Annotated in this window: 21 protein-coding genes, 2 tRNA genes and 1 riboswitch; of the genes, 8 read left to right on the top strand and 15 right to left on the bottom strand. The window is 67.5% G+C overall.

Annotated elements, in window-relative coordinates:
* Window positions 1-4: 4 nt before the first annotated feature.
* From ACNUDN_RS10060 to ACNUDN_RS10040, 5 genes are all read right to left on the bottom strand, one after another.
* Entirely contained in the window at window positions 5-1,084 is a 1,080-nt protein-coding gene (locus tag ACNUDN_RS10060; protein WP_419121803.1) for a FecCD family ABC transporter permease, read from the bottom strand.
* A gap of 109 nt (window positions 1,085-1,193) precedes the next feature.
* A riboswitch (cobalamin riboswitch) is annotated at window positions 1,194-1,374 on the bottom strand.
* A 731-nt stretch (window positions 1,375-2,105) separates the two neighbouring features.
* Window positions 2,106-2,813: an HNH endonuclease family protein gene (locus ACNUDN_RS10055; RefSeq protein ID WP_419121802.1), complete on the bottom strand. Its 708-nt coding sequence runs from the start codon at window positions 2,811-2,813 to the stop codon at window positions 2,106-2,108.
* Window positions 2,810-3,148 (bottom strand): hypothetical protein, encoded by a 339-nt coding sequence (locus ACNUDN_RS10050; RefSeq protein ID WP_419121801.1) that lies wholly within the window; start codon window positions 3,146-3,148, stop codon window positions 2,810-2,812. The genes ACNUDN_RS10055 and ACNUDN_RS10050 overlap by 4 nt, the downstream gene beginning before the upstream one ends.
* Complete coding sequence (recG, locus tag ACNUDN_RS10045) at window positions 3,145-5,403, bottom strand: ATP-dependent DNA helicase RecG (protein ID WP_419121800.1); 2,259 nt, start codon at window positions 5,401-5,403, stop codon at window positions 3,145-3,147. The genes ACNUDN_RS10050 and recG overlap by 4 nt, the downstream gene beginning before the upstream one ends.
* A 2-nt stretch (window positions 5,404-5,405) precedes the next feature.
* A complete protein-coding gene (locus ACNUDN_RS10040) occupies window positions 5,406-7,094 on the bottom strand; it encodes a DAK2 domain-containing protein (protein WP_419121799.1) in 1,689 nt (562 codons plus the stop codon).
* Window positions 7,095-7,317: 223 nt separating this feature from the next.
* Between ACNUDN_RS10040 and rpmB the strand changes: the two genes are divergently transcribed.
* Both rpmB and ACNUDN_RS10030 read left to right on the top strand, forming a co-directional pair.
* Window positions 7,318-7,512: a 50S ribosomal protein L28 gene (gene rpmB / locus ACNUDN_RS10035; RefSeq protein ID WP_419121798.1), complete on the top strand. Its 195-nt coding sequence runs from the start codon at window positions 7,318-7,320 to the stop codon at window positions 7,510-7,512.
* A 202-nt stretch (window positions 7,513-7,714) separates the two neighbouring features.
* A complete protein-coding gene (locus ACNUDN_RS10030; protein WP_419121797.1) occupies window positions 7,715-8,038 on the top strand; it encodes a hypothetical protein in 324 nt (107 codons plus the stop codon).
* A 23-nt stretch (window positions 8,039-8,061) separates the two neighbouring features.
* Here the strand turns inward: ACNUDN_RS10030 and ACNUDN_RS10025 are convergent, their stop codons facing one another.
* Together ACNUDN_RS10025 and ACNUDN_RS10020 are read right to left on the bottom strand one after the other, a co-directional pair.
* The gene (locus ACNUDN_RS10025; protein WP_419121796.1) at window positions 8,062-8,739 is read right to left on the bottom strand and encodes a uracil-DNA glycosylase; all 678 of its coding nucleotides are present in this window, start codon (window positions 8,737-8,739) and stop codon (window positions 8,062-8,064) included.
* A 28-nt stretch (window positions 8,740-8,767) separates the two neighbouring features.
* Window positions 8,768-9,730 (bottom strand): thiamine-phosphate kinase, encoded by a 963-nt coding sequence (locus ACNUDN_RS10020; protein ID WP_419121795.1) that lies wholly within the window; start codon window positions 9,728-9,730, stop codon window positions 8,768-8,770.
* 114 nt (window positions 9,731-9,844) lie between these two features.
* Between ACNUDN_RS10020 and ACNUDN_RS10015 the strand changes: the two genes are divergently transcribed.
* Window positions 9,845-10,087, top strand: a complete 243-nt coding sequence (locus tag ACNUDN_RS10015; protein WP_419121794.1) for an Lrp/AsnC ligand binding domain-containing protein — start codon at window positions 9,845-9,847, stop codon at window positions 10,085-10,087.
* Window positions 10,088-10,113: 26 nt separating this feature from the next.
* Complete coding sequence (locus ACNUDN_RS10010; RefSeq protein ID WP_419121793.1) at window positions 10,114-10,779, top strand: DUF3515 domain-containing protein; 666 nt, start codon at window positions 10,114-10,116, stop codon at window positions 10,777-10,779.
* On the opposite strand, the gene ACNUDN_RS10005 is transcribed toward ACNUDN_RS10010, so the two are convergent.
* From ACNUDN_RS10005 to ACNUDN_RS09995, 3 genes are read right to left on the bottom strand one after another with little or no spacing between them, the layout of a single operon-like run.
* Window positions 10,776-11,879 carry a D-alanine--D-alanine ligase family protein gene (locus ACNUDN_RS10005; protein ID WP_419121792.1) on the bottom strand — a complete coding sequence of 368 codons (1,104 nt, stop codon included), beginning with the start codon at window positions 11,877-11,879 and terminating at the stop codon, window positions 10,776-10,778. The genes ACNUDN_RS10010 and ACNUDN_RS10005 overlap by 4 nt on opposite strands.
* Window positions 11,880-11,908: 29 nt before the next feature.
* Entirely contained in the window at window positions 11,909-13,018 is a 1,110-nt protein-coding gene (locus ACNUDN_RS10000) for a cystathionine gamma-lyase (protein ID WP_419121791.1), read from the bottom strand.
* Between the two features lie 8 nt (window positions 13,019-13,026).
* Entirely contained in the window at window positions 13,027-14,004 is a 978-nt protein-coding gene (locus ACNUDN_RS09995) for an NAD(P)H-dependent glycerol-3-phosphate dehydrogenase (protein ID WP_419125096.1), read from the bottom strand.
* 53 nt (window positions 14,005-14,057) lie between these two features.
* Between ACNUDN_RS09995 and cofC the strand changes: the two genes are divergently transcribed.
* The 3 genes from cofC to mutT1 all read left to right on the top strand — a co-directional run bounded on the left by cofC (window position 14,058) and on the right by mutT1 (window position 17,984).
* Complete coding sequence (gene cofC, locus ACNUDN_RS09990) at window positions 14,058-14,738, top strand: 2-phospho-L-lactate guanylyltransferase (RefSeq protein ID WP_419121790.1); 681 nt, start codon at window positions 14,058-14,060, stop codon at window positions 14,736-14,738.
* A gap of 48 nt (window positions 14,739-14,786) precedes the next feature.
* Entirely contained in the window at window positions 14,787-17,015 is a 2,229-nt protein-coding gene (locus ACNUDN_RS09985; RefSeq protein ID WP_419121789.1) for an RNA degradosome polyphosphate kinase, read from the top strand.
* Window positions 17,016-17,081: 66 nt separating this feature from the next.
* Window positions 17,082-17,984, top strand: coding sequence for an 8-oxo-(d)GTP phosphatase MutT1 (gene mutT1 / locus ACNUDN_RS09980; RefSeq protein WP_419121788.1), 903 nt, complete (start codon window positions 17,082-17,084; stop codon window positions 17,982-17,984).
* A gap of 94 nt (window positions 17,985-18,078) precedes the next feature.
* On the opposite strand, the gene ACNUDN_RS09975 is transcribed toward mutT1, so the two are convergent.
* The 3 genes from ACNUDN_RS09975 to leuC all read right to left on the bottom strand — a co-directional run bounded on the left by ACNUDN_RS09975 (window position 18,079) and on the right by leuC (window position 21,008).
* Window positions 18,079-18,741, bottom strand: coding sequence for an HU family DNA-binding protein (locus tag ACNUDN_RS09975; protein ID WP_419121787.1), 663 nt, complete (start codon window positions 18,739-18,741; stop codon window positions 18,079-18,081).
* Between the two features lie 200 nt (window positions 18,742-18,941).
* Window positions 18,942-19,535 carry a 3-isopropylmalate dehydratase small subunit gene (leuD, locus tag ACNUDN_RS09970; protein WP_419121786.1) on the bottom strand — a complete coding sequence of 198 codons (594 nt, stop codon included), beginning with the start codon at window positions 19,533-19,535 and terminating at the stop codon, window positions 18,942-18,944.
* Between the two features lie 27 nt (window positions 19,536-19,562).
* The gene (gene leuC, locus ACNUDN_RS09965; protein WP_419121785.1) at window positions 19,563-21,008 is read right to left on the bottom strand and encodes a 3-isopropylmalate dehydratase large subunit; all 1,446 of its coding nucleotides are present in this window, start codon (window positions 21,006-21,008) and stop codon (window positions 19,563-19,565) included.
* A 38-nt stretch (window positions 21,009-21,046) separates the two neighbouring features.
* Here leuC and ACNUDN_RS09960 point away from each other — a divergent pair, with 38 nt between their 5' ends.
* Entirely contained in the window at window positions 21,047-21,748 is a 702-nt protein-coding gene (locus ACNUDN_RS09960; RefSeq protein WP_419121784.1) for an IclR family transcriptional regulator, read from the top strand.
* Between the two features lie 90 nt (window positions 21,749-21,838).
* On the opposite strand, the gene ACNUDN_RS09955 is transcribed toward ACNUDN_RS09960, so the two are convergent.
* Together ACNUDN_RS09955 and ACNUDN_RS09950 are read right to left on the bottom strand one after the other, a co-directional pair.
* Window positions 21,839-21,911, bottom strand: a tRNA-Glu gene (locus ACNUDN_RS09955).
* Window positions 21,912-21,974: 63 nt separating this feature from the next.
* Window positions 21,975-22,049 (bottom strand) — tRNA-Gln (locus ACNUDN_RS09950).
* Window positions 22,050-22,096: the final 47 nt, after the last annotated feature.

Below are 22,096 nucleotides of genomic sequence, written 5' to 3'. Positions count from 1 at the left end.
GTCTTCACGTGTTGTTGCCGAATTCATAGCGCCGCCGCCCCATCAGGTATAGAAACACGGGTGCGCCGACGAGGCCGGTGATGATGCCCAACGGCATTTCCCGGGGCGCTGCCAGCTCCCGCGACATCACGTCGACCCACACCATGAACAGTGCCCCACCGCAGACCGCGACCGGGAGCATCGCGCGGTGGGTGGCGCCGACAACCATTCGCGCCGCGTGGGGCACGATGAGACCGACAAAGCCGATGCCACCGGATACGGCGACCAGTACGCCGACGAGGACCGCTTGGACCAGAAACAACGTGTTGCGCAACGCCCGGACCGGTACACCGAGAGATGTTGCTGTGTCGGTACCTGCGGAATAGGCATCGAGCCATGAGTGGATGAGTAGCGCAGCAGTGAGTGACACCAGCACCACCGCGGCGGTGAGCGGAACTTTGGCCCAGGTTGCTCCGGCAACGCTGCCGAGTAGCCAGAACATGACGCTTTCGGCGGCGTGGGGATCACCGGCTGTGAAGACGAGCAGCGACGAGAGCGCCATGAACGCCGAGGAAAGCACCACGCCGGACAGGATCAAGCGCAGTGCCGTGAGACTGCCTTGGGCGCGTGCCACCGCGTAGACGGTGAGCGTTGCGATCAAAGATCCGATGAGCGCAGCGCCCGACAGCGCCCAGATCCCCAGGGATGAGAGCGCGCCGAGGGTGATCACGGCCGTCGCACCCACAGACGCACCTGCTGACACACCGAGTAGATAGGGTTCGGCCAGCGGGTTTCGCACGAGGGCCTGCATGAGGGCGCCGGCCAGCGCCAGACCCGCACCGACCAGCGCTGCCAGGATTGAACGCGGCAGGCGGAGCTCCCAGATGATGGTCTGGTATCCCACATCACTTGTGGCGCCGGTGAATCGGCCGGCGACGGCATCCCAGACATCTCGCAGTGGTATGTCCTCAGCGCCGAAGGCGACCGAAACGACGATGCTCGTCACGGTGAGGGCGGCGAGCACGGTGGTCAGCGCGACAACCGGCGCACGGTGCACAGTGGCTACCGATGCCTGGTCATAGCGGATTGTCTCGCGGACGGTCATTGCCCGGCTGTCTGAGACGGACGCGAGCAGAAGGCGGGGTGCGGCCCGCAAACGGTGATGAACAAGTCTTGCCTCGGTATGTCGGGGTATCTGAACGCGAGATACACGGTGGACACAGCTGAGAGCGGCAGGTAATCGGACTTGGGATCGTCCGCACTCGGCTGGTGGCCGGGGTTTCCGATCACCGATGTCGAGTACGTTTCCCTTACCGTTGCGCGTCAGTCCCGGAGTCTCACCGGGTTCCCTGACACCCGCATTGCACGGATGTAACCGTTCTCAACAACGCAGGCTATCCCATCACCGCCACATTGAGGCCACAGATCAGTGTGGCCCGCGGGTACAGCTACCTAAGGGCGGCCCCGACTCAGCGAAGCTGTACACCGAGATGGTGCGCCGTGGCGTCCACGTGCTGCCCTGCCCACCGTTTCACTGGGCCAATCCCGACGAAGGCATGCTCCTGATCCGACTATCTCGGGCCAGGCCCACCGGAGCAGTCCAGACTGCGGCGCGCACCCTGGATGTTGAACGGACCCCAGCACAAACGGTTGGCTTGCCGTCGATGAATCCCCCCGCGCCACCCGTTGTGTAACCATCGCAACCCTTTGTAATATAAATGATAATCATTTTCAATAGCGGTGGTGCGAAACGACGATGCCCCGCCCACAGATCGCCTGCCCGCCTTCGTTGCCATGTTGCCGAACACCGTCTGATCGCCAACTCGTCGCCTGGCCGCCCTTGAAGGGTCGAGTTTGCATGCGCAACAATAGAACTGAGTTTGGCGTTGCGATCCGCGGGTGTGCCGTTGACGTCGTGGACAATGCGGGCGATGCTCTCCACCACACGCTTGACGTTTACGAGTGCCTGGGACCTATCGCTGGATTGCAGCGAACGTTGCAGTCGAGCCCGACCGGCGGCTGCTGGCCCAGCCGGCCATGACGGCGCTGGCCGCGAGGCCGATACGCGCTATACCGACCACCCATAACATGAGCCGAACTGCCACGCACGAACAGGCCCTTCCTCATCAACTACTCGGACATGTTGCTGCCGCATCACGCAACACCGGCACCGATGGTTCATCTAGCGCCAACCCATAGCCCCGCATCACCGCGATGAACTGCATCGCGTATTGGCAATGAAACGCGGCATTCGGCGGCATCCAGAAGGCCGGCTCCTTATCACCCTTGTCCTGATTCGCCTGCCCCTGCACCGCCAGGAGATTGGCGGGATCATTGGCGAACCGGACACGCAACGATTCCGGCCATGCCCACGCGCCCTGATCCCACGAATAGGCCAACGGCACGATGTGCTCGATCTGCACGGCTGCACCAGTCTTGTTGCCGCGCTGGAAAGCTATCGTCGTACTCGTGTACGGATCATGCAGCACACCGGTGGCCACCGCGCGCGGACAACGACTGATCTCCACATACGTCTTCTCGATCAAATCGCGATCGAGGATGTCGTTCCTGGTGTCGCATTGATTGTGTCCGCCAGGTGCATCGGTGTCATCAGTCCACGCCTCCCCGTACGCCGCACGGCGATAATCCCCATGACGGACACGAACTGGCACCACCGGCACTCCAGCGAGAACATCAACCCCAACGGTCACCGTCGGCTGATCGGCCCCGGCCACCGACGTCGACGGCCCAGCCGACGACATCACCGTTTGCACCGCCACCACAACCGCCAGCGCTGCAGCCGCACCCGACCAAGCCAACCTTGCCCGGGTCATCGGAGCGTTCCTGACATGAACTCAGCTTCTTGCAACGTCCCCGGCAACACGCCGAACCCCCCAAGGAATCGGGTATCGCAACCGTTGCGGCCACCCGCAGCGGTGGTGTCATCGGTCCACGACTCACCGAAAGCCGTTCGGCAATGGTCATTTCCGCGCAATCGGAACGGCACCTCGGCGAGACCGTCAAGCACATCGGCGCCCGGCGCGACGGTCGGGATGTCGGCCTGGGCGATGTAGTGCGACGGCGCCGACGACGTCGAGCCGACCTGGAAGGCGACGATCACCGCCAGCAGCACCACGACGGCCGGCCACCCGGTCTGTCTGCGACTCATGACATGTCCAGGAACTGCACTTTGTCGGCGTCGGTGAACGGCGCCGACAGTGCGGCCATACCCGCGTGGTTCGGGTCCGATTCGAACACCGTCTCGCACAGCTCTCTGGCCGCCAGGATGATCTCCAGGTGCTCGGCCAGCGACAGGAACCGCAGGGTGATAGGGCGCCCGGACTGGTAGTAGCCCAGCACGTCTCCTTCGCTGCGCTCCCGCAGGTCCAGATCGGCCAGCGCGAAGCCGTCCAGCGTTCCGGCGACCGCCTTGAGTCGTTGACCCGCTTTGGACGTGTCCGGCAGTCTGGTGACCAGCAGGCAGAGGCTGGGGTGCACACCCCGGCCGATCCGGCCACGAAGCTGATGCAGCTGGCTGATGCCGAAACGGTCGGCGTCCATCACGACCATCACCGTCGCGTTCGGCACGTCGACACCCACCTCGATGACCGTGGTGCAGACCAGCACATCGATGTCACCCCGGCGGAAGGCGGACATCACCGCGTCCTTCTCGTCCCCGGACAGCCGCCCGTGCATCAGCCCCAGCCGCAGCCCGGCCAGCGGACCCTGCTGCAGGCGGGCGAACATCTCCACCACGGTGACCGGCGGCGGCCCGCCATCGCCGGCATCCTTCTTGGCCTTCTTGGGTTTCGCGGTCTTTCTGCCGTCGGCGGGGGTGTCTTCCTCGTCGATGCGAGACGCCACCACATAGGCCTGCCGTCCGGCCGCGACCTCCTCGGCGATGCGGGCCCAGGCCCGGTCCAGCCATGCCGGTTTCTCGCTGGCGAAGATGGCGTTGGTGGTGATGGGCTGTCGACCCCGGGGCAGTTCCCGCAGGGTCGACGTCTCGAGATCACCGTAGTAGGTCAGGGCCACCGTTCTGGGGATAGGCGTGGCCGTCATCACCAACAGGTGCGGTGTGATCCCGTCAGGTGCCTTGGCGCGCAGACGATCTCGCTGCTCCACACCGAACCGGTGCTGCTCGTCGACGACCACCATGCCGAGGTTGTGGAACTGTACGGCGTCCTGGAGCAAGGCGTGGGTGCCGATGACGATGCCCGCCTGCCCGGAGGCGACTTCCCTACGTGCGTCGCGCTTCTGCTGCGCGGTCATCGATCCGGTCAGCAGCGTCACCCGGGTGGCGTTGTCGGCCCCGCCCAGTTCGCCTGCCTCGGCCAGCGGGCCGAGCATGGCACGAATTGACAGGGCGTGTTGAGCGGCCAGCACTTCGGTCGGGGCGAGTAGCGCGCACTGGTAGCCCGCGTCGATCATCTGCAACATCGCCAGCAGCGACACGATCGTCTTCCCCGAGCCGACCTCACCCTGCAGCATGCGGTTCATCGGCCGGGTGCCTCCGATCTCGGCCGACACCACCTGGAGCACGTCGCGCTGCCCCGCGGTGAGCTCGAACGGCAGCTGCGCCATCATCGCGGCCGTCAAACCGCCGTCGCGGCGCTTCGCCGGCGGACCCGAGGCGCTGAGCTCGCCGTGCCGACGCACCACCAGACCCCACTGCAGCCCGACCGCCTCGTCGTAGGTCAGGCGTTCGATGGCGCGGGCGCGGTCGGTCGCATTCTCGGCGAGGTGCACCGCCCGCACAGCGTCGTCCTCGGCCATCAGATCGTGTTCGCGGATGAACCACTCCGGCAGGGTCTCGGGTACCGGGTCGAGAACGGCCAGCATCTGCCGAACACAGGCATAGATGTCCCAGGTCTGAACCTTCGAGGTCGCCGGATAGATCGGGAAGAAGTCCTTCTCGAACTCGGCGAGCAGCTCGTCGCCGCTGGCGTCGGTGGTGGACGCGATGGACGTCAGTGACTTGGTACCGACGGTTCTGCCGGACTCCGAGTCGAGCACCATGAACGCCGGGTGCGTCAACTGCATGGTGCCCCGGAAGTAGCCGACCTCCCCGGAGAGCAACACCTTGGCCCCTTTGACGAGGGTCTTCTTCAGCCATTTGGGGTTGAAGAAGGTCGCGGTGACTTTCGGCCGGCGGTCCCGCAGGGTGACGACGAGGAATTCGCGCGCCGGCGCGCGATTGGTCCACTTCGACTCGGCTTTGTCGATCACGTCGACGAAGGTGACGTGCTCACCGTCTTCGAGGTCGAGCTCCTCGCCTTCACCCCGAACCGACATCGCGTCGCTGTACTTGCGCGGAACATAGCGCAGCAGATCGCCCACCGTACGGAGGCCGAGATGCTCTTCGAGGGGGTCTGCAGCCTTCTTGCCGATGACGAAGTCCAACCGGTCCTGCAGCGTGGCCATCTTCACTCCACTCCGATCAGCAGCGCGTCGTCGCGGTGACCGGTGTGGAAGGTGACCGCCTCCGTCCCGGGGTGGTGCCGGCGCACGTGCTCGGCGAGGGCTTCGCCGGTCTCGGCGCCCACCGCGGCGCCGGTGAGGACGGTCACCAGCTCACCACCTGCGGCCAACAGCAGGTCGATCAGACCGGCACCCGCCGCGACGACGTCTTCTCCGACGATGACCACCTCATCGCCGGCGATGCCCAGGCCGTCTCCGGGTTTGCAGGTGCCGGCCCAGGTCAGGGCTTCCTGTGCGGCGATCCGCACCGAACCGTAGCGGGCTCCAGCGGCGGCCCTGGCCATCGTGTAACCGTCGTCGACGAGGCGGCGCTGCGCGTCGTGGACGGCCAGCGCCGCCAGACCCTGCACCATCGATCCGGTCGGCACCGGCACCATGTCGATCCCCCAGTCGGAGGCGACGGCGCAGCCGGCGACGATCTCCTCGGCGGCGACGAACCCGTTGGGCAGCACCATCACCTGCGCCGCGCCTGTCCTGACCAGCGCGTGCAGCAGGTGCTGCGCACTGACCGGGGTCCCGGGCTCCAGGCAAAGCACGTCGGCGCCTTCACCGGCGAACAGAGCCTGCGCTCCGTCGCCGTCGACGACTGCCAGCACCGCGCGCTGTCTGCTCCAACTCCCGGCCGGTGCGCGCTCGGCTCCGCCCTGCAGCGAGGTGATCTGGATCCGGCTCAGGGTCCCCACCGCCAGGCCCGCCTCGACCGCGGCGCCTGCGTCGTCGGCATGCACGTGCACCGAGTAGCGGGGCGCTCCCGCAGCACTGGACCCGGCGCCGCCGTCGACGCCGGACCCGGGGTCGGAGGTGGCGAACCCCGATGCGGCGATGGCGACCGAGTCGCCCAGTTCGTCGAGTCTGGCCCGCAGCTTCTCGACGTCCGCGGCGGCGCAACCGCTGAGCAGGTACATGACCTCGAAACTCGGTCCCACCGGCACCGGCACCGGCGCGGCCGGCCGTTTCGGGGTGGGCTGATAGGCGCTGCGGTGCGGGGAATGACCGGTCACCGTTGCACACAGCGCATCGAGGAGCACCACCAGGCCGAGGCCGCCCGCATCGACGACTCCGGCGTCGGCGAGCACGTCGAGCTGCGACGGTGTGCGGTCGAGTGCGGATCCGGCGGCATGGGCGCAGGCGGTCACGACATCGGCCAGATCGTCCCGCGCCGCCGCGGCCTCCTCGGCGGCCTCGGCGGCGTCGTGCAGGACCGAGACGATCGTGCCCGGGACCGCCTCGCCCATCGATGCGACCACCAGGGTGACGGCGTGCCGCAGCGCGGTCCCCAGCAGCGCCCCGGTGATGTCGGCCAGCACTCCGCCGCGGTCCTCGGCAGCGGCCGCAGTGACCTCGGCGACGGCGCGCAGGATTTGGGACAGGATCACCCCGGAGTTGCCCCGGGCTCCCTGCAGCGCTCCGGCGGCCAGCGCCGCGGCGACCGCGGTGACATCGTCGGCCTGGGCACAGGAGTCGGCCTGGGCCCAGGCGGCACGCATGGTGAACAGCATGTTCGTCCCGGTGTCGGCGTCGGCAACCGGGAAGACGTTGAGCAAATTGATCTCGTCGGCGTGGCTGATCAGGTCGGTGACCGCAGCGTGCGACCAACTCCGCAGGGCGGACGCGTCGAGGCGCCGAGCCGACATCCCACCTCCCGACTGCTTCCGACGTCGGCGTCAGCCTAGCCAGTGGCGCAGACAGCACGAAGCGGGCACGATGTGCCTGTGGACACCGCGTTCGCCGGGTTTTGGCGATCCCCGCGACGGCCGGTATCCTGATCAGGTTGTCGGGTCGAGTCGCCGGTGAGGCGGCCGGAGGAATCCAGACCCCGACCTAAGACCCCTGAGTACCGATTCGAGGAGTTTCAACATGGCTGCCGTGTGCGAGATCTGCGGGAAGGGCCCCGGCTTCGGCAAGTCGGTGTCGCACTCCCATCGCCGGACCAGCCGTCGGTGGAACCCGAACATCCAGTCCGTGCGTGCCGTGAGCGGCCCCGGCGGCAACAAGCAGCGCGTCAACGTCTGCACGTCGTGCCTCAAGGCCGGCAAGGTCTCGCGCGGCTAGTTCCTGCTGACGCGTCGTCCGACCTGCCCCGGCGTCGTGACCGAGCCAGCGTCGTGACCGAGTCGGCGTCGTGACCGAGCCGGCGTCGTGACCGTCGGCCGTTCGTTTATCCGGGACCCTTCGTTTATCCGGAGCGGTGTCGGGTACGGGCCATTCCGAGGCTGGGCACCGGGCCCTGCCGGGAAAGGAATCGGACTCGACGATGAGCCAAGTTCAACTGTCCCGCTCCGTACTTGTCACCGCAGCCGGCGCACTCGCCGCCGGTTGGCTGCTGGCCGGCTGCGCTAACGACGAAGCACCGGGGAACGACACGTCACCCGCCGAGACGACCGCCGAGGTGACGACGCCCGAAGACACGGCCCCGATGGAGACCACCCCGATGGAGACCACGGAGCCGACGGAACCGACGAACGAGATGACGGAGCCGGGTGAGACGCCTGAGTCACCGGCGCCGGGTGAGGGCACCATCGAGGTCCCGTCTCCGGACGTCGAGCTGCCGGAGGTCACCACCAGCCCGGCTCCCTGACCGCAGGCTGGGCGCCGCCCGCGCTAGGGCAGCCGCCAGTCCACCGGATCGGCTCCCAGTTGCGTGAGCAGGTCGTTGGCGCGGCTGAACGGCTTGGACCCGAAGAACCCGCGTGACGCCGACAGCGGCGACGGATGCGGGGATTCGATGACCGCGGTGTCGCCCAGCATCGGTCGCAACGTGGCGGCGTCCCTGCCCCACAGCACGGCAACCATCGGCTGCCTGCGGGCCACCAGAGCGCGGATCGCGCACTCGGTGACGGCCTCCCATCCCTTGCCGCGGTGCGACGCCGGTGTCCCTGGCCGGACGGTCAGAACCCGGTTGAGCAGCATGACTCCCTGCTCGCACCACGGCGTGAGGTCCCCGCAGGCAGGCGGTGGATAGCCCAGATCGGCCTGATACTCGCGAAAGATGTTGTCCAGGCTGCGCGGCAGTGGCCTGACGTCCGCGGCGACCGAGAAACTCAGTCCCACGGCGTGCCCCGGCGTCGGGTACGGGTCCTGACCGACGATCAGGACCCGCACGTCGTCCATCGGAAACGTGAACGCCCGCAACACATTGTCGCCGGCCGGAAGGTAGCGATGACCGGCGGCGATCTCCGCGCGCAGGAACTCGCCCATCTGGGCCACCTGGCCTTGCACCGGGGTGAGCGCTTCGGCCCAACCGTGGTCGATCAGTTCCCGCAGAGGTCGTACCGTCACGAGAGGCCAACATAGCGGGCCGCGGAATTCAGAACGACTGCCAGCCCGCGTTTCCGCTCCAGGACGCTCCGTCGACCGTGATCCGGCCGGCGCCGTGCGCGGCGGCAACCGTGCCGATGACACGCCAACCCGGCGGTGGCGCGGTGGGAAACGTCGCCACCAGCGCGTGGTCCTCCCCGCCGCCGAGCACCCATTGGCGTGGGTCGGCGCCGACGTCGGCGGCCGCCGCGGCCAGCGCGTCGATGTCGGCCTGCAAGCCGTCGATGGCCACGTCGATGTGCACGCTCGACGCCGATGCCAGGTGACCGAGATCTGCGAGCAGGCCGTCCGATACGTCGGTCATCGCCGTCGCGCCGGCGCAGGATGCGATTTCACCCTGCCCGTAGGGCGGTTCGGGCACCAGGTGCGAACGACGCAACGCGTCGTGTCCGCGGAATCCCCGCTGCCACAACGTCAATCCGCCCGCGGAGCGACCGAGCGCGCCGATCGCGGCCACGATGTCGCCGGGTCGCGCCCCAGCGCGACGCACCGGATCGCGCCCGCCGAGATCACCCAGGGCGGCGACCGACACCACCCACTGGGGGGCTTGCACGATGTCTCCGCCGACAATGCCCGCTCCCATCGATTCGGCCTCGTGCCACATGCCGTCGGCGAGTTCCACCGCGCTCGCGGTGGCCGTATCCCCGGGGGCACCGAACCCGACGACGAAGGCGGTGGACCGGGCACCCATGGCTTCGATGTCGGCGGCGTTCTGCGCGATCGCTTTTCGGCCCACATCGTGCGGAGACGACCAGTCCAAACGGAAGTGCCGATGCTCGACCAACATGTCGGTGCATATCACGGTTCGGCCGTCGGGCACGGTGACAACCGCGGCATCGTCGCCGGGCCCCAGCGTGACCAGCGACGGCTGGCGCCGGCCGGCGACCAGCCGGTCGATCACCGCGAATTCACCCGATCCTGAGAGCGTGTCGTCGGCGCCGTCGCCAGCCATGCCTGATCCTCTCGCGTTTCGCCGACCTGAACCCAGCCTGAACCTTAGGCCCACCTGCGGTACGTTTGGTCCCTGCGGCGTGGAGTCTATGCAGCCAGAGAGAGGGATTTCGGCGTGGTCGAGGCTTTTGTTCTCATCCAGACCGAGGTCGGGCGTGCCGAGGTGATCGCCAAACAGCTTGCCGGACTCTCCGGTGTGCTCTCGTCGGAGTACGTGACCGGACCCTACGACGTCGTGGTGCGGGTCGGCGCACCGTCGCTGGACGAACTGACCTCGGCCGTCGTTCCCAGTGTGCAACAGGTCGCCGGGATCACCCGCACCCTCACCTGCCCGATCGCCGGCGGGCCGCAGCCTTAGAGTTCGCCGGCCCTAGAGTTCTTCCTGTGAGCATCCAGACCACCGACGGTCCGCCGCGGCCGGCGCTGATCGCGGCGTTGGTCGTCGCGGTCGGGGGGCTGGTCGCCGTGCTGGTCGTCGCCGCGGTGCTGCAGAGGGCTCCACAACAGCGGCCGGTCGCCATCGCCGCCCTGCCGGCACCGCAGGCCGACAGCCCGCAGTGCCGGGAGCTGATCGGGGCACTGCCCGACCAGCTCGGCGACTACCGCCGGGCCGCTGTGCTGGAGCCGGCGCCGCCCGGAACGGCCGCGTGGCAACGGGAGCGGGCCGACGACGAGGCGCTGGTGCTGCGGTGCGGGCTCGACAGGCCCGCCGAGTTCACCGTCGGCGCGCCGGTGCAGGTGGTCGACGCGGTCCAGTGGTTCCGGGTGGGCGAAGCTGGGGCGGGAAATGACCGGGTGGGCGAAGCTGGGGCGGGAAATGACCGGGTGGGCGAAGCTGGGGCGGGAAATGACCGGGTGGGCGAAGCTGGGGCGGGAAATCTTGACGGCGGCAGAAGCACCTGGTTCGCGGTGGACCGCCCGGTGTACGTGGCGCTGACGCTGCCGCCGGACTCCGGGCCGACCCCGATTCAGTCGCTGTCGCAGGTGATCTCCGACACCCTGCCGGCGCGCCCACCCCAGCCCGGTCCGCTGGGGCCGCCGCCGCGCTAACGCAGGCCGGTGCCGCGGGCCACGGCCGTCTCGACCATGGTCGCCAACAGGGTCGGGTAGTCGATGCCGCTGGCCGCCCACATGCGCGGATACATCGAGATGGTGGTGAAGCCCGGCATGGTGTTGATCTCGTTGATGACGGGACCGCCGTCGGTGAGGAAGAAGTCGACCCGCGCCAGGCCCTGACAATCGAGGGCGTCGAAGGCTTGGATCGCCAGCCCCCGCACCTGCTCGGCGATTTCGTCGTCGACCTTGGCGGGCACATCGAGCTCGGCTCCGTCGGCGAGGTACTTCGTCTCGAAGTCGTAGAAGCCGTCTTCGCGACCGCGCACCCCGGCCACCCGGATCTCACCGACCGTGCTCGCCTCCAGGTGCCCGTCGGGGAATTCGAGGACACCGCATTCCAGCTCACGGCCGGCGACGGCGGCTTCGACGATGACTTTGGGGTCGTGTCGCCGGGCGAGTTCGATCGCCTGATCGAGTTGATCCCACGCGGTGACTCTGCTCACGCCGATCGAGGACCCGCCGCGGGATGGCTTGACGAACACCGGCAACCCCAGCCGTTCGCGATCCTCCAGCGACACGGTGGCCTGGCGTGGACGCAGCACCACGTGATCGCCGACCGGCAGCCCGGCAGAGCTGAGCAGCTTCTTGGTGAACTCTTTGTCCATGCCCGCCGCGCTGGCCAGCACGCCGGCCCCGACGTAGGGGACGCCGGCGAGCTCCAGCAGTCCCTGGATGGTGCCGTCCTCACCGTAGGGGCCGTGCAGCACCGGGAAGACCACGTCGACGGCTGCGAGCAGATCGCCCGCCCCCTCGCCGAGGGACACCAGCTGACCGCGGCGCCCCGGATCGGCGGCCAGGGCGAGTTCGGTACCGGCGTCCGCGCTCACGCCGGGCAGGGCGCCGTCGGTGATCGTCAGGGTCTCCGGACGTCCGTCGGTGAGTACCCACGATCCTTGCGGGGTGATCCCGACGGCAACCACCTCGAAGCGGTCGGGGTCGAGGTTGCGCAGGATGCTGCCTGCGGAAACACACGAGATCGCATGTTCGGAGCTTCGTCCGCCGTAGACCACGGCGACTCGGATGCGGGCAGTCACAACCTAGAGAGGCTACCGCCCCGGCGGCCTCAGCCGGCTTCCAGTGCCTGCCGGACGTCGTCGACCACGTCGTCGGTGTCCTCGATGCCCAGCGAGATCCGCGCGAAGCCGGCAGAGACCGGGTCCCCCCAGCGGGCCCGCCGGTCGACCGAGGTGTGGATGCCGCCGAAGCTCGTGGACGCGACCAGCAGCTCGCTGCGGCGAACCAGCTCGTGAACGGCGTCGGCGTCGGCCAGTTCGACGGCGACGATCCCGCCGTAGCGGCGCATCTGCGTCGAGGCGATGGCATGGGACGGGTCCTCGGGCAGACCCGGGTAGCGCACGTTCCGGACGGCCGGATGCGAACGCAGCATCAGCGCCAGCGCGGCGGCGTTCTGGCACTGCCGCTCGAACCGCAATCCGGCACTGCCCAGGCTTCTGAGCACCAACCAGGCCTCGAACGCGCCCAGGATGGGCCCCGCGTGCAGGCGCTCGCGCCGCACCCGCTCCATCAACTCCGGAAGGCTGCCCGCCACATACCCGGCGAGGACGTCGTGGTGTCCGGCCAGTGTCTTGGTCGCGCTGGCCACCACCAGGTCTGCGCCCAGGGACAGCGGCTGTTGTCCGAACGGGGTGGCGGTGGTGTTGTCGACGACGAGCAGAGCCCGTCGGGCCCTGCAGGTCATCGCCAGCTGGTGCAGATCGACGACGTCGAGTCCGGGATTGGACGGTGTCTCGGCCAGCACCACGTCCGCACTCTCAGCGGCACGGCACATGTCGGCACAGGTCGCTTCGACCACGGTGACTCCGCGCGGTGCCAGGTATTCGCGGGCGTACGCCCGCACCTGGTAGTAGCCGTCGGCCGGGACCACCAGTGTGGCGCCCGGCTCGGCGAGGATCCGTAGCACCGCCGTCAGCGCCGCCATACCCGAACCGAATGTCAGTGCGGTGGCGGCACCTTCGAGCTGAGCGAGTGCGGCCTCCAGTTGCCGCCAGGTCGGATTCGACTTACGGCCATAGCTGTCCAGGGAGTCGTCTTCGGCGGCATCGAGATGGTAGGCGGCTGCCGGCACCGGGGGCGGGGCCACCGGATTTCCGGGAACATGTTGGGCGCCAACAGCTTTGATGCTTCTGGTGGAATCCCCGTATGGGCCGGCCATCGATCCGTTCACTCCGGCTTCGTGGATCGGCCGAGAAGCAGGGACACCGCCTCGTCGACCGACAGGCCTTTGTGGCAGACCCGGTTCACCGCCTCGGTCAACGGCATCTCGACGTCGTAACTGGACGCCAGCGCCAGCACCGACTGACATGAGGAGACGCCCTCGGCGACGTGGCCACCGGTAGCCTCCCGCGCGGCTTCCAACGTGCCGCCCATGCCCAACCGTTCCCCGAACGACCGGTTCCGCGAGTGCGGCGACGTGCACGTGGCGACCAGATCCCCGATGCCGGCCAATCCGGCCAAGGTGGCGGGCTTGGCGCCCAACGCAATTCCGAGCCGCATGATCTCGGCAAGTCCCCGGGTGATGATGGCCGCCGCGGTGTTCTCCCCCAGACCGACCCCGGCCGCCATCCCGCATGCCAGCGCGATGACGTTCTTGCAGGCTCCGCCGACCTCAGCGCCGATGACATCGGAGTTGGTGTACGGGCGGAAGTAACCGGTGGCCAGGGCGCGTTGCAGAGCCACCGCCCGGCCGGAGTCGCTGCTGGCCACGACGGTGGCGGCCGGCTGCTCTTCGGCGATCTCGCGAGCCAGATTCGGCCCGCTGAGCACCGCGATGCGAGCCGGATCCGCTCCGGTGACCTGCACGATGACCTGGCTCATCCGCATCAGCGAGTCCAGCTCGATCCCTTTGGCCAGACTGACCAGGGTTGCGTCGGCTCCCAGGTGGCCCTTCCAGTGTTCGAGATTGGTCCGCAAGGTCTGCGACGGGACCGCCAGCAGCACCGTGCACGCGCCGGACAGGGCTTCGGCGGGATCGCTGGTGGCGCGGATCGACTCGGGCAGCGGGACGTCCACATATCCGGAGTTGCGATGGCTGCGGTTGATCTCGTCGGCCAGTTCGGGCCGGCGCGCCCACAGCGTGACACTGTTGCCGGCGTCGGCCAACACTTTCGCCAGCGCTGTCCCCCACGCCCCGGCACCCATCACCGCCGCCTCTACCACCGCTTCAGAGTAGCGGGGAATAAAGGGCTGGCAGGATGACGCTCGTGAGCGGCATGAACAACAGCCACGCCGACGTCGGGCTGGTGATTGCGGTCAAGCGGCTCGCCGCGGCCAAGACGCGGTTGTCGCCGATCTTCGCCGCACCGACCCGGGGAGACGTGGCACTGGCCATGCTCGTCGACACCATCACCGCCGCCACGGCGGTCCCGGCGCTGCGGTCAGTGCTGGTGGTGACCCCCGATGAGGACGCGGCCGAGGCCGCCCGTCGCCTCGGCGCACATGTGCTCGCCGACCCGACGCCCGATGGCCACCACGACCCCCTCAACAATGCCCTCGCCGAAGCCGACCGCCATGTCCGCGGCGCGACGTCGAATGTTGCTACGTCGAATGTTGTTGCGCTGCAGGGCGACCTACCCGCACTGCGGCCCCATGAGTTGGCCGAGGCCATCACCGCGGCGCGTGCGCACCCCCGCAGCTTCGTCAGCGACCGGCACGGCACCGGTACCTCGGCACTGTTCTCTTTCGGGGTCGCGCTCGACCCGCACTTCGGGCCGGACTCCGCGCACCGGCACCGGAGTTCGGGCGCTGTCGAACTGACCGGGGTATGGCCGGGGCTACGCTCGGACATCGACACCCCCGAGGACCTGCGCACCGCGCGCGACCTCGGCATCGGGCCGGCGACCGCGCACGCCATCGGCGACTCGGTGAATCCGTGACCCATCTCGCTGGCAACAGCACGGGGGTATAGGGAATCATCGTCAGATATGACCGAAGCGCAGACCCGGCCGGACCCCGCCGAGACATCCGGGGCAACCGGGACGTCAGAGACCGCCGAGAGGTCGGAGTCGTCCGAGCCGGCTGCCCCGCCACCGGTCGCCGGGCTCGCCGACTCCGCACCCGAGGCGCCACCGGCGGCGACCTCGCCCGCGGTGGAGAACCCGCTTCCGGAGGACCGGTACCTCAACCGTGAGCTGAGCTGGCTCGACTTCAACGCCCGGGTGCTGGCGCTCGCGGCCGATCCGTCGCTGCCGCTGCTGGAACGCGCCAAGTTCCTGGCGATCTTCGCGTCCAACCTCGACGAGTTCTACATGGTGCGCGTCGCGGGCCTGAAGCGACGCGACGAGATGGGGTTGTCCGTGCGGTCGGCGGACGGGTTGTCGCCGCGCGAGCAGCTGCGCCGGATCAGCGAACGCACCCAGCAGATCGCCAGCCGGCACGCCCACGTCTTCCTCGATTCGGTGCGACCCGCGCTGGCTCAGGAAGGCATTGTCATCGTCACCTGGTCCGAACTCGACGAGGCTGAGCGCGGCAGACTGTCCACCTACTTTCACGAGCAGGTGTTCCCGGTCTTGACGCCACTGGCGGTCGATCCGGCGCACCCGTTCCCCTTCGTCAGTGGGCTGAGCCTCAACCTTGCGATCACCGTCAAGCATCCCGAGGACGGCGGGCAGCACTTCGCCCGAATCAAGGTGCCCGACAACGTCGACCGTTTCGTCGAGCTTTCCGCGCGGGAGGACGCACCGAACACCGTGCGATTCCTTCCGATGGAGGAGTTGATCGCCGCATTTCTGCCGGTGCTGTTCCCGGGTCTGGAGATCGTGGAACACCACGCGTTTCGGATCACCCGCAACGCAGACTTCGAGGTCGAGGAAGACCGCGACGAGGATCTGTTGCAGGCACTGGAACGGGAGCTCGCGCGCCGCCGGTTCGGATCGCCGGTGCGCCTCGAAGTGTCCGATGACATGACCGAAGGCATGCTGGAGCTGCTGTTGCGTGAACTCGACGTCGCCCCCGGCGATGTGGTCGAGGTGCCCGGACTGTTGGATCTGTCGTCGCTGTGGCAGGTCTACGGGGTGGACCGGCCCGCGCTCAAGGATCCGCCGTTCGTGCCCGCGACGCCGTCGGCGTTCGGCGAACGCGAGACCCCCAAGAGCATTTTCGCGGCGCTGCGCGACGGTGACGTCCTGGTGCATCATCCATACGATTCCTTCTCGACCACGGTGCAGCGCTTCATCGAACAGGCCGCCGCCGATCCCAACGTGCTGGCGATCAAGCAGACCCTGTACCGCACCTCCGGCGACTCCCCGATCGTCAACGCGCTGATCGACGCCGCCGAGGCCGGCAAGCAGGTCGTCGCGTTGGTCGAGATCAAGGCGCGGTTCGACGAGCAGGCCAACATCAAGTGGGCACGCGCGCTCGAACAGGCAGGCGTGCACGTGGTCTACGGGTTGATCGGGTTGAAGACGCACTGCAAGACGTGTCTGGTGGTGCGGCGCGAGGGCTCGACCATCCGCCGGTACTGCCACGTCGGGACCGGCAACTACAACCCGAAGACCGCACGCCTGTATGAGGACATCGGTCTGCTGACCGCAGCGCCCGACATCGGCGCCGACCTGACCGACCTGTTCAACTCGTTGACCGGATACTCACGCAAAGAGTCCTACCGCAATCTGCTGGTGGCGCCGTTCGGGGTGCGCAAGGGCATCATCGAGCGCATCGAGCGCGAGATCGCGGCGACCCGGGACGGCGCCGAAGGACGGATCCGGTTGAAGGCCAACGCTTTGGTCGACGAACAGGTCATCGATGCGCTCTACCGGGCCTCACAGGCCGGTGTGCGCGTCGAGGTGGTGGTGCGCGGCATCTGCGCGCTGCGCCCCGGGGAACCGGCTTTCTCGCAGAACATCACGGTGCGCTCGATACTCGGCCGATTCCTTGAGCATTCACGGATCATTCACTTCCGCGCCATCGACGAGTACTGGATCGGCAGCGCGGACATGATGCATCGTAATCTCGACCGGCGAGTCGAAGTGATGGCGCAGGTGAAGGATCCGCGATTGACCGCTCAGCTGAACGACATCTTCGAATCGGCGACCGATCCGAGCACCCGCTGCTGGGAGCTGGGTCCCGACGGGAGCTGGACGGCCTCGCCCCAGGAAGGGCGCACAGTGCGCGACCACCAGCAGTCACTGACGGAGCGTCATCGACAGCCGTAGCCGTGTTCCGCGACCCGATGACATGCAGGAGTTCGACGTGCCAAGGAGCATAAGCGGAATGCAGTTGTGGTGAAGTCCTCGCCGATCCTGGCGGCCGGGGCGGTGCTGTGGCGTCCCCAGGATCTCACCGGCACACCGGAGATCGCGGTCATCCATCGGCCACGCTATGACGACTGGTCGCTGCCGAAGGGAAAGGTGGACCCGGGAGAGAACGAACCGGTCACCGCGGTCCGCGAGATCGAAGAGGAGACCGGGTACCGGGCCGAACTCGGGCGGCGCCTGCCGACAGTGACCTATCCGGTGGGTGAGAGCACCAAGAAGGTGCGGTACTGGGCGGCACGCTGCGTCGAGGGGGACTTCGCCGTTAACAGCGAGGTCGACGAACTGCGTTGGCTGTCACCGGAGAAGGCGATGGTGGCGTTGAGTTACCCGCACGACCGCAAGGTCCTTCGCCGGTTCCTCAAGCTGCCCGCCGACACCCAGACTGTGTTGATCGTGCGGCACGGCACTGCGGGTGATCGGTCGCGCTATCGAGGTGACGACCGAAAGCGACCGCTGGACAAGCGGGGCCGCGCCCAGGCTGAATCGCTGGTCGGACAGTTGCTGGCGTTCGGTGCCCGGCAGCTCTACGCCGCAGATCGTGTCCGCTGCCACCAGACACTGGACCCGTTGGCCGAAGAGCTCGAGACGTTCATCACAGACGAGCCCGCGTTGACCGAAGAGTCCTACGCCGACAACCCCAAGGCGGCCCGTCGCCGGGTGCTGGAGATCGCCGAGCATTCGGTCACACCGGTGATCTGCACCCAGGGCAAGGTCATTCCCGATCTGATCGCGTGGTGGTGCGAGCGCGACGGGGTCAAGCCGGACAAATCCCGCAACCGCAAGGGCAGCACGTGGGTGCTTTCCCTGGCGCAGGGCCGTCTCGTTGCGGCCGACCACATCAGCAGCCCGCTGCCGTCGAAGAGCTGACGCCGCGACGATTACATTCAATGCCGGCATGGCGAAAGCACACGAATACGCCGCGGGTCCCGTCGGATTCCGCGGCGTATTCGTGTGAAAGTGACTACTTGCGCCCGCGTTTGGCCGGAGCCTTCTTGGCGGGTGCCTTCTTGGCCGGAGCGGCCTTCTTGGCCGGGGCCTTGGTCGCTGCCTTCTTGGCCGGAGCCTTCTTGGCCGGAGCGGCCTTCTTGGCCGGAGCCTTCTTGGCCGGAGCGGCCTTCTTGGCCGGAGCCTTCTTGGCCGGCGCAGCCTTCTTCGCCGGGGCAGCCTTCTTGGCCGGAGCCTTGGTCGCTGCCTTCTTCGCCGGCGCAGCCTTCTTCGCCGGGGCAGCTTTCTTGGCCGGAGCCTTGGTCGCTGCCTTCTTCGCCGGAGCCTTCTTGGCCGCCTTGCGGGCGGTGCTCGCCGCGGTCACGCCGCGCTTGACCGCCGGGCCTTCGGCCGGAAGCTTCTGTGCGCCGGAGACAACGGCCTTGAACTGAGCGCCGGGGCGGAACGCCGGAACAGACGTGGGCTTGACCTTGACCGTCTCGCCGGTGCGAGGATTGCGTGCCACCCGTGCGGCGCGACGACGCTGCTCGAAAACACCGAAGCCGGTGATGGTCACGCTCTCACCCTTGTGCACCGCGCGCACAATCGTGTCGACAACGTTCTCCACCGCCGCGGTCGCCTGCCGACGATCCGAGCCCAATTTCTCCGTGAGTACGTCGATGAGCTCTGCTTTGTTCATGCAAAACCTCCGAAACCAGTGGCCCTCTCTGAGCCGACTAGTGGACACGGTAAACCCAATGCCTGCTGATTTCCAAGAGCCACGCGCAATTTCAGGCGATCTCAGCGAACTTTTTTCAATCCGCTTGGCCCCCTTGGCGTCCAGTCGGAGGCCCCGAAAACGGGGTTTTGGGCCGGGGATTTCGGCTTTCCGACCCCCGATCAGACCGGAATGGTCCGCGGTTTCCACTCCGGTCTGCGACCCTCGAAATTCTCGATTTCATCGCATTTCCGCAGCGTAAGGCCTATATCGTCGAGTCCCTCCAGCAGCCGCCAGGCCGTGTAATCGTCAATGTTGAACGGCACCATGATGGTTCCGGCGGAGATGGTCCGATCTTGAAGATTTACAGCGATTTCCGTCCCGGGGTGCTGCTCGATCAGTTTCCACAACAATTCGACATCGTCCTGCGCGACTTCGGCCGCCAGTAGCCCGGCCTTGCCGGCATTGCCGCGGAAGATATCGGCGAACCGGGACGAGATGACAACCCGGAATCCGAAGTCCATCAGCGCCCACACCGCGTGCTCACGCGAGGATCCGGTGCCGAAATCCGGCCCGGCGACCAATACCGATCCTTTGTCGAATGGGGCCAGATTCAGGACGAATGACGGATCGTTGCGCCAGGCGGCGAAAAGACCGTCCTCGAATCCCGTTCGCGTCACCCGTTTCAGATAGACGGCCGGGATGATCTGATCGGTGTCGACGTTGGAGCGGCGCAGCGGAACGCCGATCCCGGTATGGGTGCGAAAAGCTTGCATCGAACTCTCCTGGCTCTCAGTGGACTCTCAGCGGCCGGTCTCGTCGGCGAGGTCGGCGGGGGTGGACAGCGTGCCGCGCACGGCAGTCGCGGCAGCCACCGCCGGCGACACCAAATGCGTACGCCCGCCCTTACCTTGCCTGCCCTCGAAGTTGCGGTTCGACGTCGAGGCGCAGCGCTCCCCCGGCGCGAGCTGATCCGGGTTCATGCCCAGGCACATGGAACATCCCGCTTGTCTCCACTGAGCGCCTGCGGCGGTGAAGATCTCACCCAGACCCTCGGATTCGGCCTGCGCGCGCACCCGCATCGAGCCTGGGACAACCAACATTCGGACATTGTCTGCCACTTTGCGGCCCCGCAGCACCTCGGCGACCACACGCAGATCCTCGATCCGGCCGTTCGTGCACGAACCGACGAAGACCGTGTCGACCGGGATCTCCCGCATCGGGGTACCCGGGCGAAGGTCCATGTATGCCAATGCCTTTTCCGCCGCCTGACGCTGGGCCTCGTCGAACATCATCTCCGGATCTGGGACGGCGTCGCTGAGCGGCACCCCCTGGCCGGGATTGGTCCCCCAGGTGACGAACGGGCTCAGCGTCGCTGCGTCGATGTGGATCTCGGTGTCGAACCGGGCGCCCTCATCGGTGCGCAGCTCGGTCCATGCGGCGACCGCGGCATCCCACGCCGGGCCGGTCGGGGCGTGCGGTCGGCCCCGGAGGAACTCGAATGTCTTCTCGTCGGGGGCGACCATTCCCGCTCGGGCGCCTGCTTCGATGCTCATGTTGCAGATCGTCATCCGGCCTTCCATCGACAGCGATTCGATGGCGCTGCCCCGGTACTCGATGACGTGCCCCTGTCCGCCGCCGGTGCCGATTTCGGCGATCACCGCCAGAATGATGTCCTTGGCGCTGACCCCGGGCGGCAGTTCGCCGTCGACATTGACCGCCATGGTCTTGAACGGGCGCAGCGGAAGTGTCTGGGTGGCCAGTACGTGCTCGACCTCCGAGGTGCCGATGCCCATCGCCAACGCGCCGAACGCACCATGGGTGGAGGTGTGGCTGTCTCCGCAGACCACCGTCATCCCCGGCTGGGTCAAACCCAGTTGCGGACCGATGATGTGCACGATGCCCTGCTCGATGTCGCCCATCGGATGCAGCCGGATCCCGAATTCCGCGCAGTTGCGGCGCAGCGTCTCCACCTGGGTTCGCGAGATCGGATCGGCGATCGGCTTGTCGATGTCGATCGTCGGCACGTTGTGATCCTCGGTGGCGATCGTCAGATCGGGCCGGCGCACCGGTCGTCCCGCCAGCCGCAGGCCGTCGAAAGCCTGTGGGCTGGTGACCTCGTGGAGGATGTGCAGATCGATGTAGATGAGGTCCGGCTGACGCGCAGCGTCCGTTCCGGTGCCGGGCACGACGACATGGTCGCTCCAGACCTTCTCGGCGAGCGTGCGGGGCTGGTTCGCGATGGACATCTTGACCGTCTCACAATCTGGGAAGCTAGTATCTCCTTGTGAGACAGAATAGCGGTATCGGCGTCTTGGACAAAGCGATCACCGTGCTGCACGCGGTGGCGGAGTCTCCTTGCGGCCTGGCGGATCTGTGCGAGCGCACCGAACTACCCAGGGCGACCGCGCACCGCCTCGCGGTCGGACTGGAGGTGCACCGACTGCTCGCCCGCGACGGTGACGGACAGTGGCGGCTGGGCCCGGCGCTGACCGAACTGGCCGGTCATGTCAACGATCCGCTGCTGGCGGCCGGCGCCGTGGTCCTACCCCGGCTGCGTGAGCTGACCGGCGAGAGCGTTCAGCTCTACCGCCGCGAGGGCACCACGCGGATCTGCGTCGCCGCGCTGGAACCGCCGTCGGGATTGCGCGACACCGTGCCGATCGGCATGCGCCTGCCGATGACGGCGGGGTCGGGAGCCAAGGTGCTGCTCGCCTACGCCGATGCGGCCACCCAGCAGGCTGTGCTGGCGACCGCGACATTCACCGACCGCACGCTGGCCGAGGTCCGCAGGCGCGGATGGGCGCAGAGCGCCGCCGAGCGTGAGCCCGGAGTCGCGAGCGTGGCGGCACCGGTGCGCGACGGACGCGGCGCGGTGATCGCCGCGGTCTCGGTGTCTGGACCGATCGATCGAATGGGTCGCCGGCCGGGTGCCCGGTGGGCCGCCGACCTCGTCGCGGCGGCGGACGCGCTGACGCGGCGGTTGTAGCTTGTGGGGTCGACGTGTGCCCAACCGCTACAGCGGCCGACACCGGAGAAGAAAAAACTCCGGTCCTGTGTGGGACCGGAGCTCTGTGCGTACCCCCGATGGGATTCGAACCCACGCTACCGCCGTGAGAGGGCGGCGTCCTAGGCCGCTAGACGACGGGGGCCAGGAACTGCTTTCCGGAGGGTCAGCATAGCTCAGGCGAGAAAGCTGACCTAATCCGCGGCATTGGCTGGGGTACCAGGACTCGAACCTAGAATGGCTGAACCAGAATCAGCTGTGTTGCCAATTACACCATACCCCATTGGCTGCTTGTAACCGCTGGTCACAAGCCCTTTTTCGGCCCAACGC

It is taken from the genome of Mycobacterium sp. smrl_JER01, assembly GCF_048513595.2.
Classification (GTDB): domain Bacteria; phylum Actinomycetota; class Actinomycetes; order Mycobacteriales; family Mycobacteriaceae; genus Mycobacterium.
Note: the sequence above shows the minus strand (reverse complement) of the source record. Positions and strands in the feature narration are given on the sequence as shown.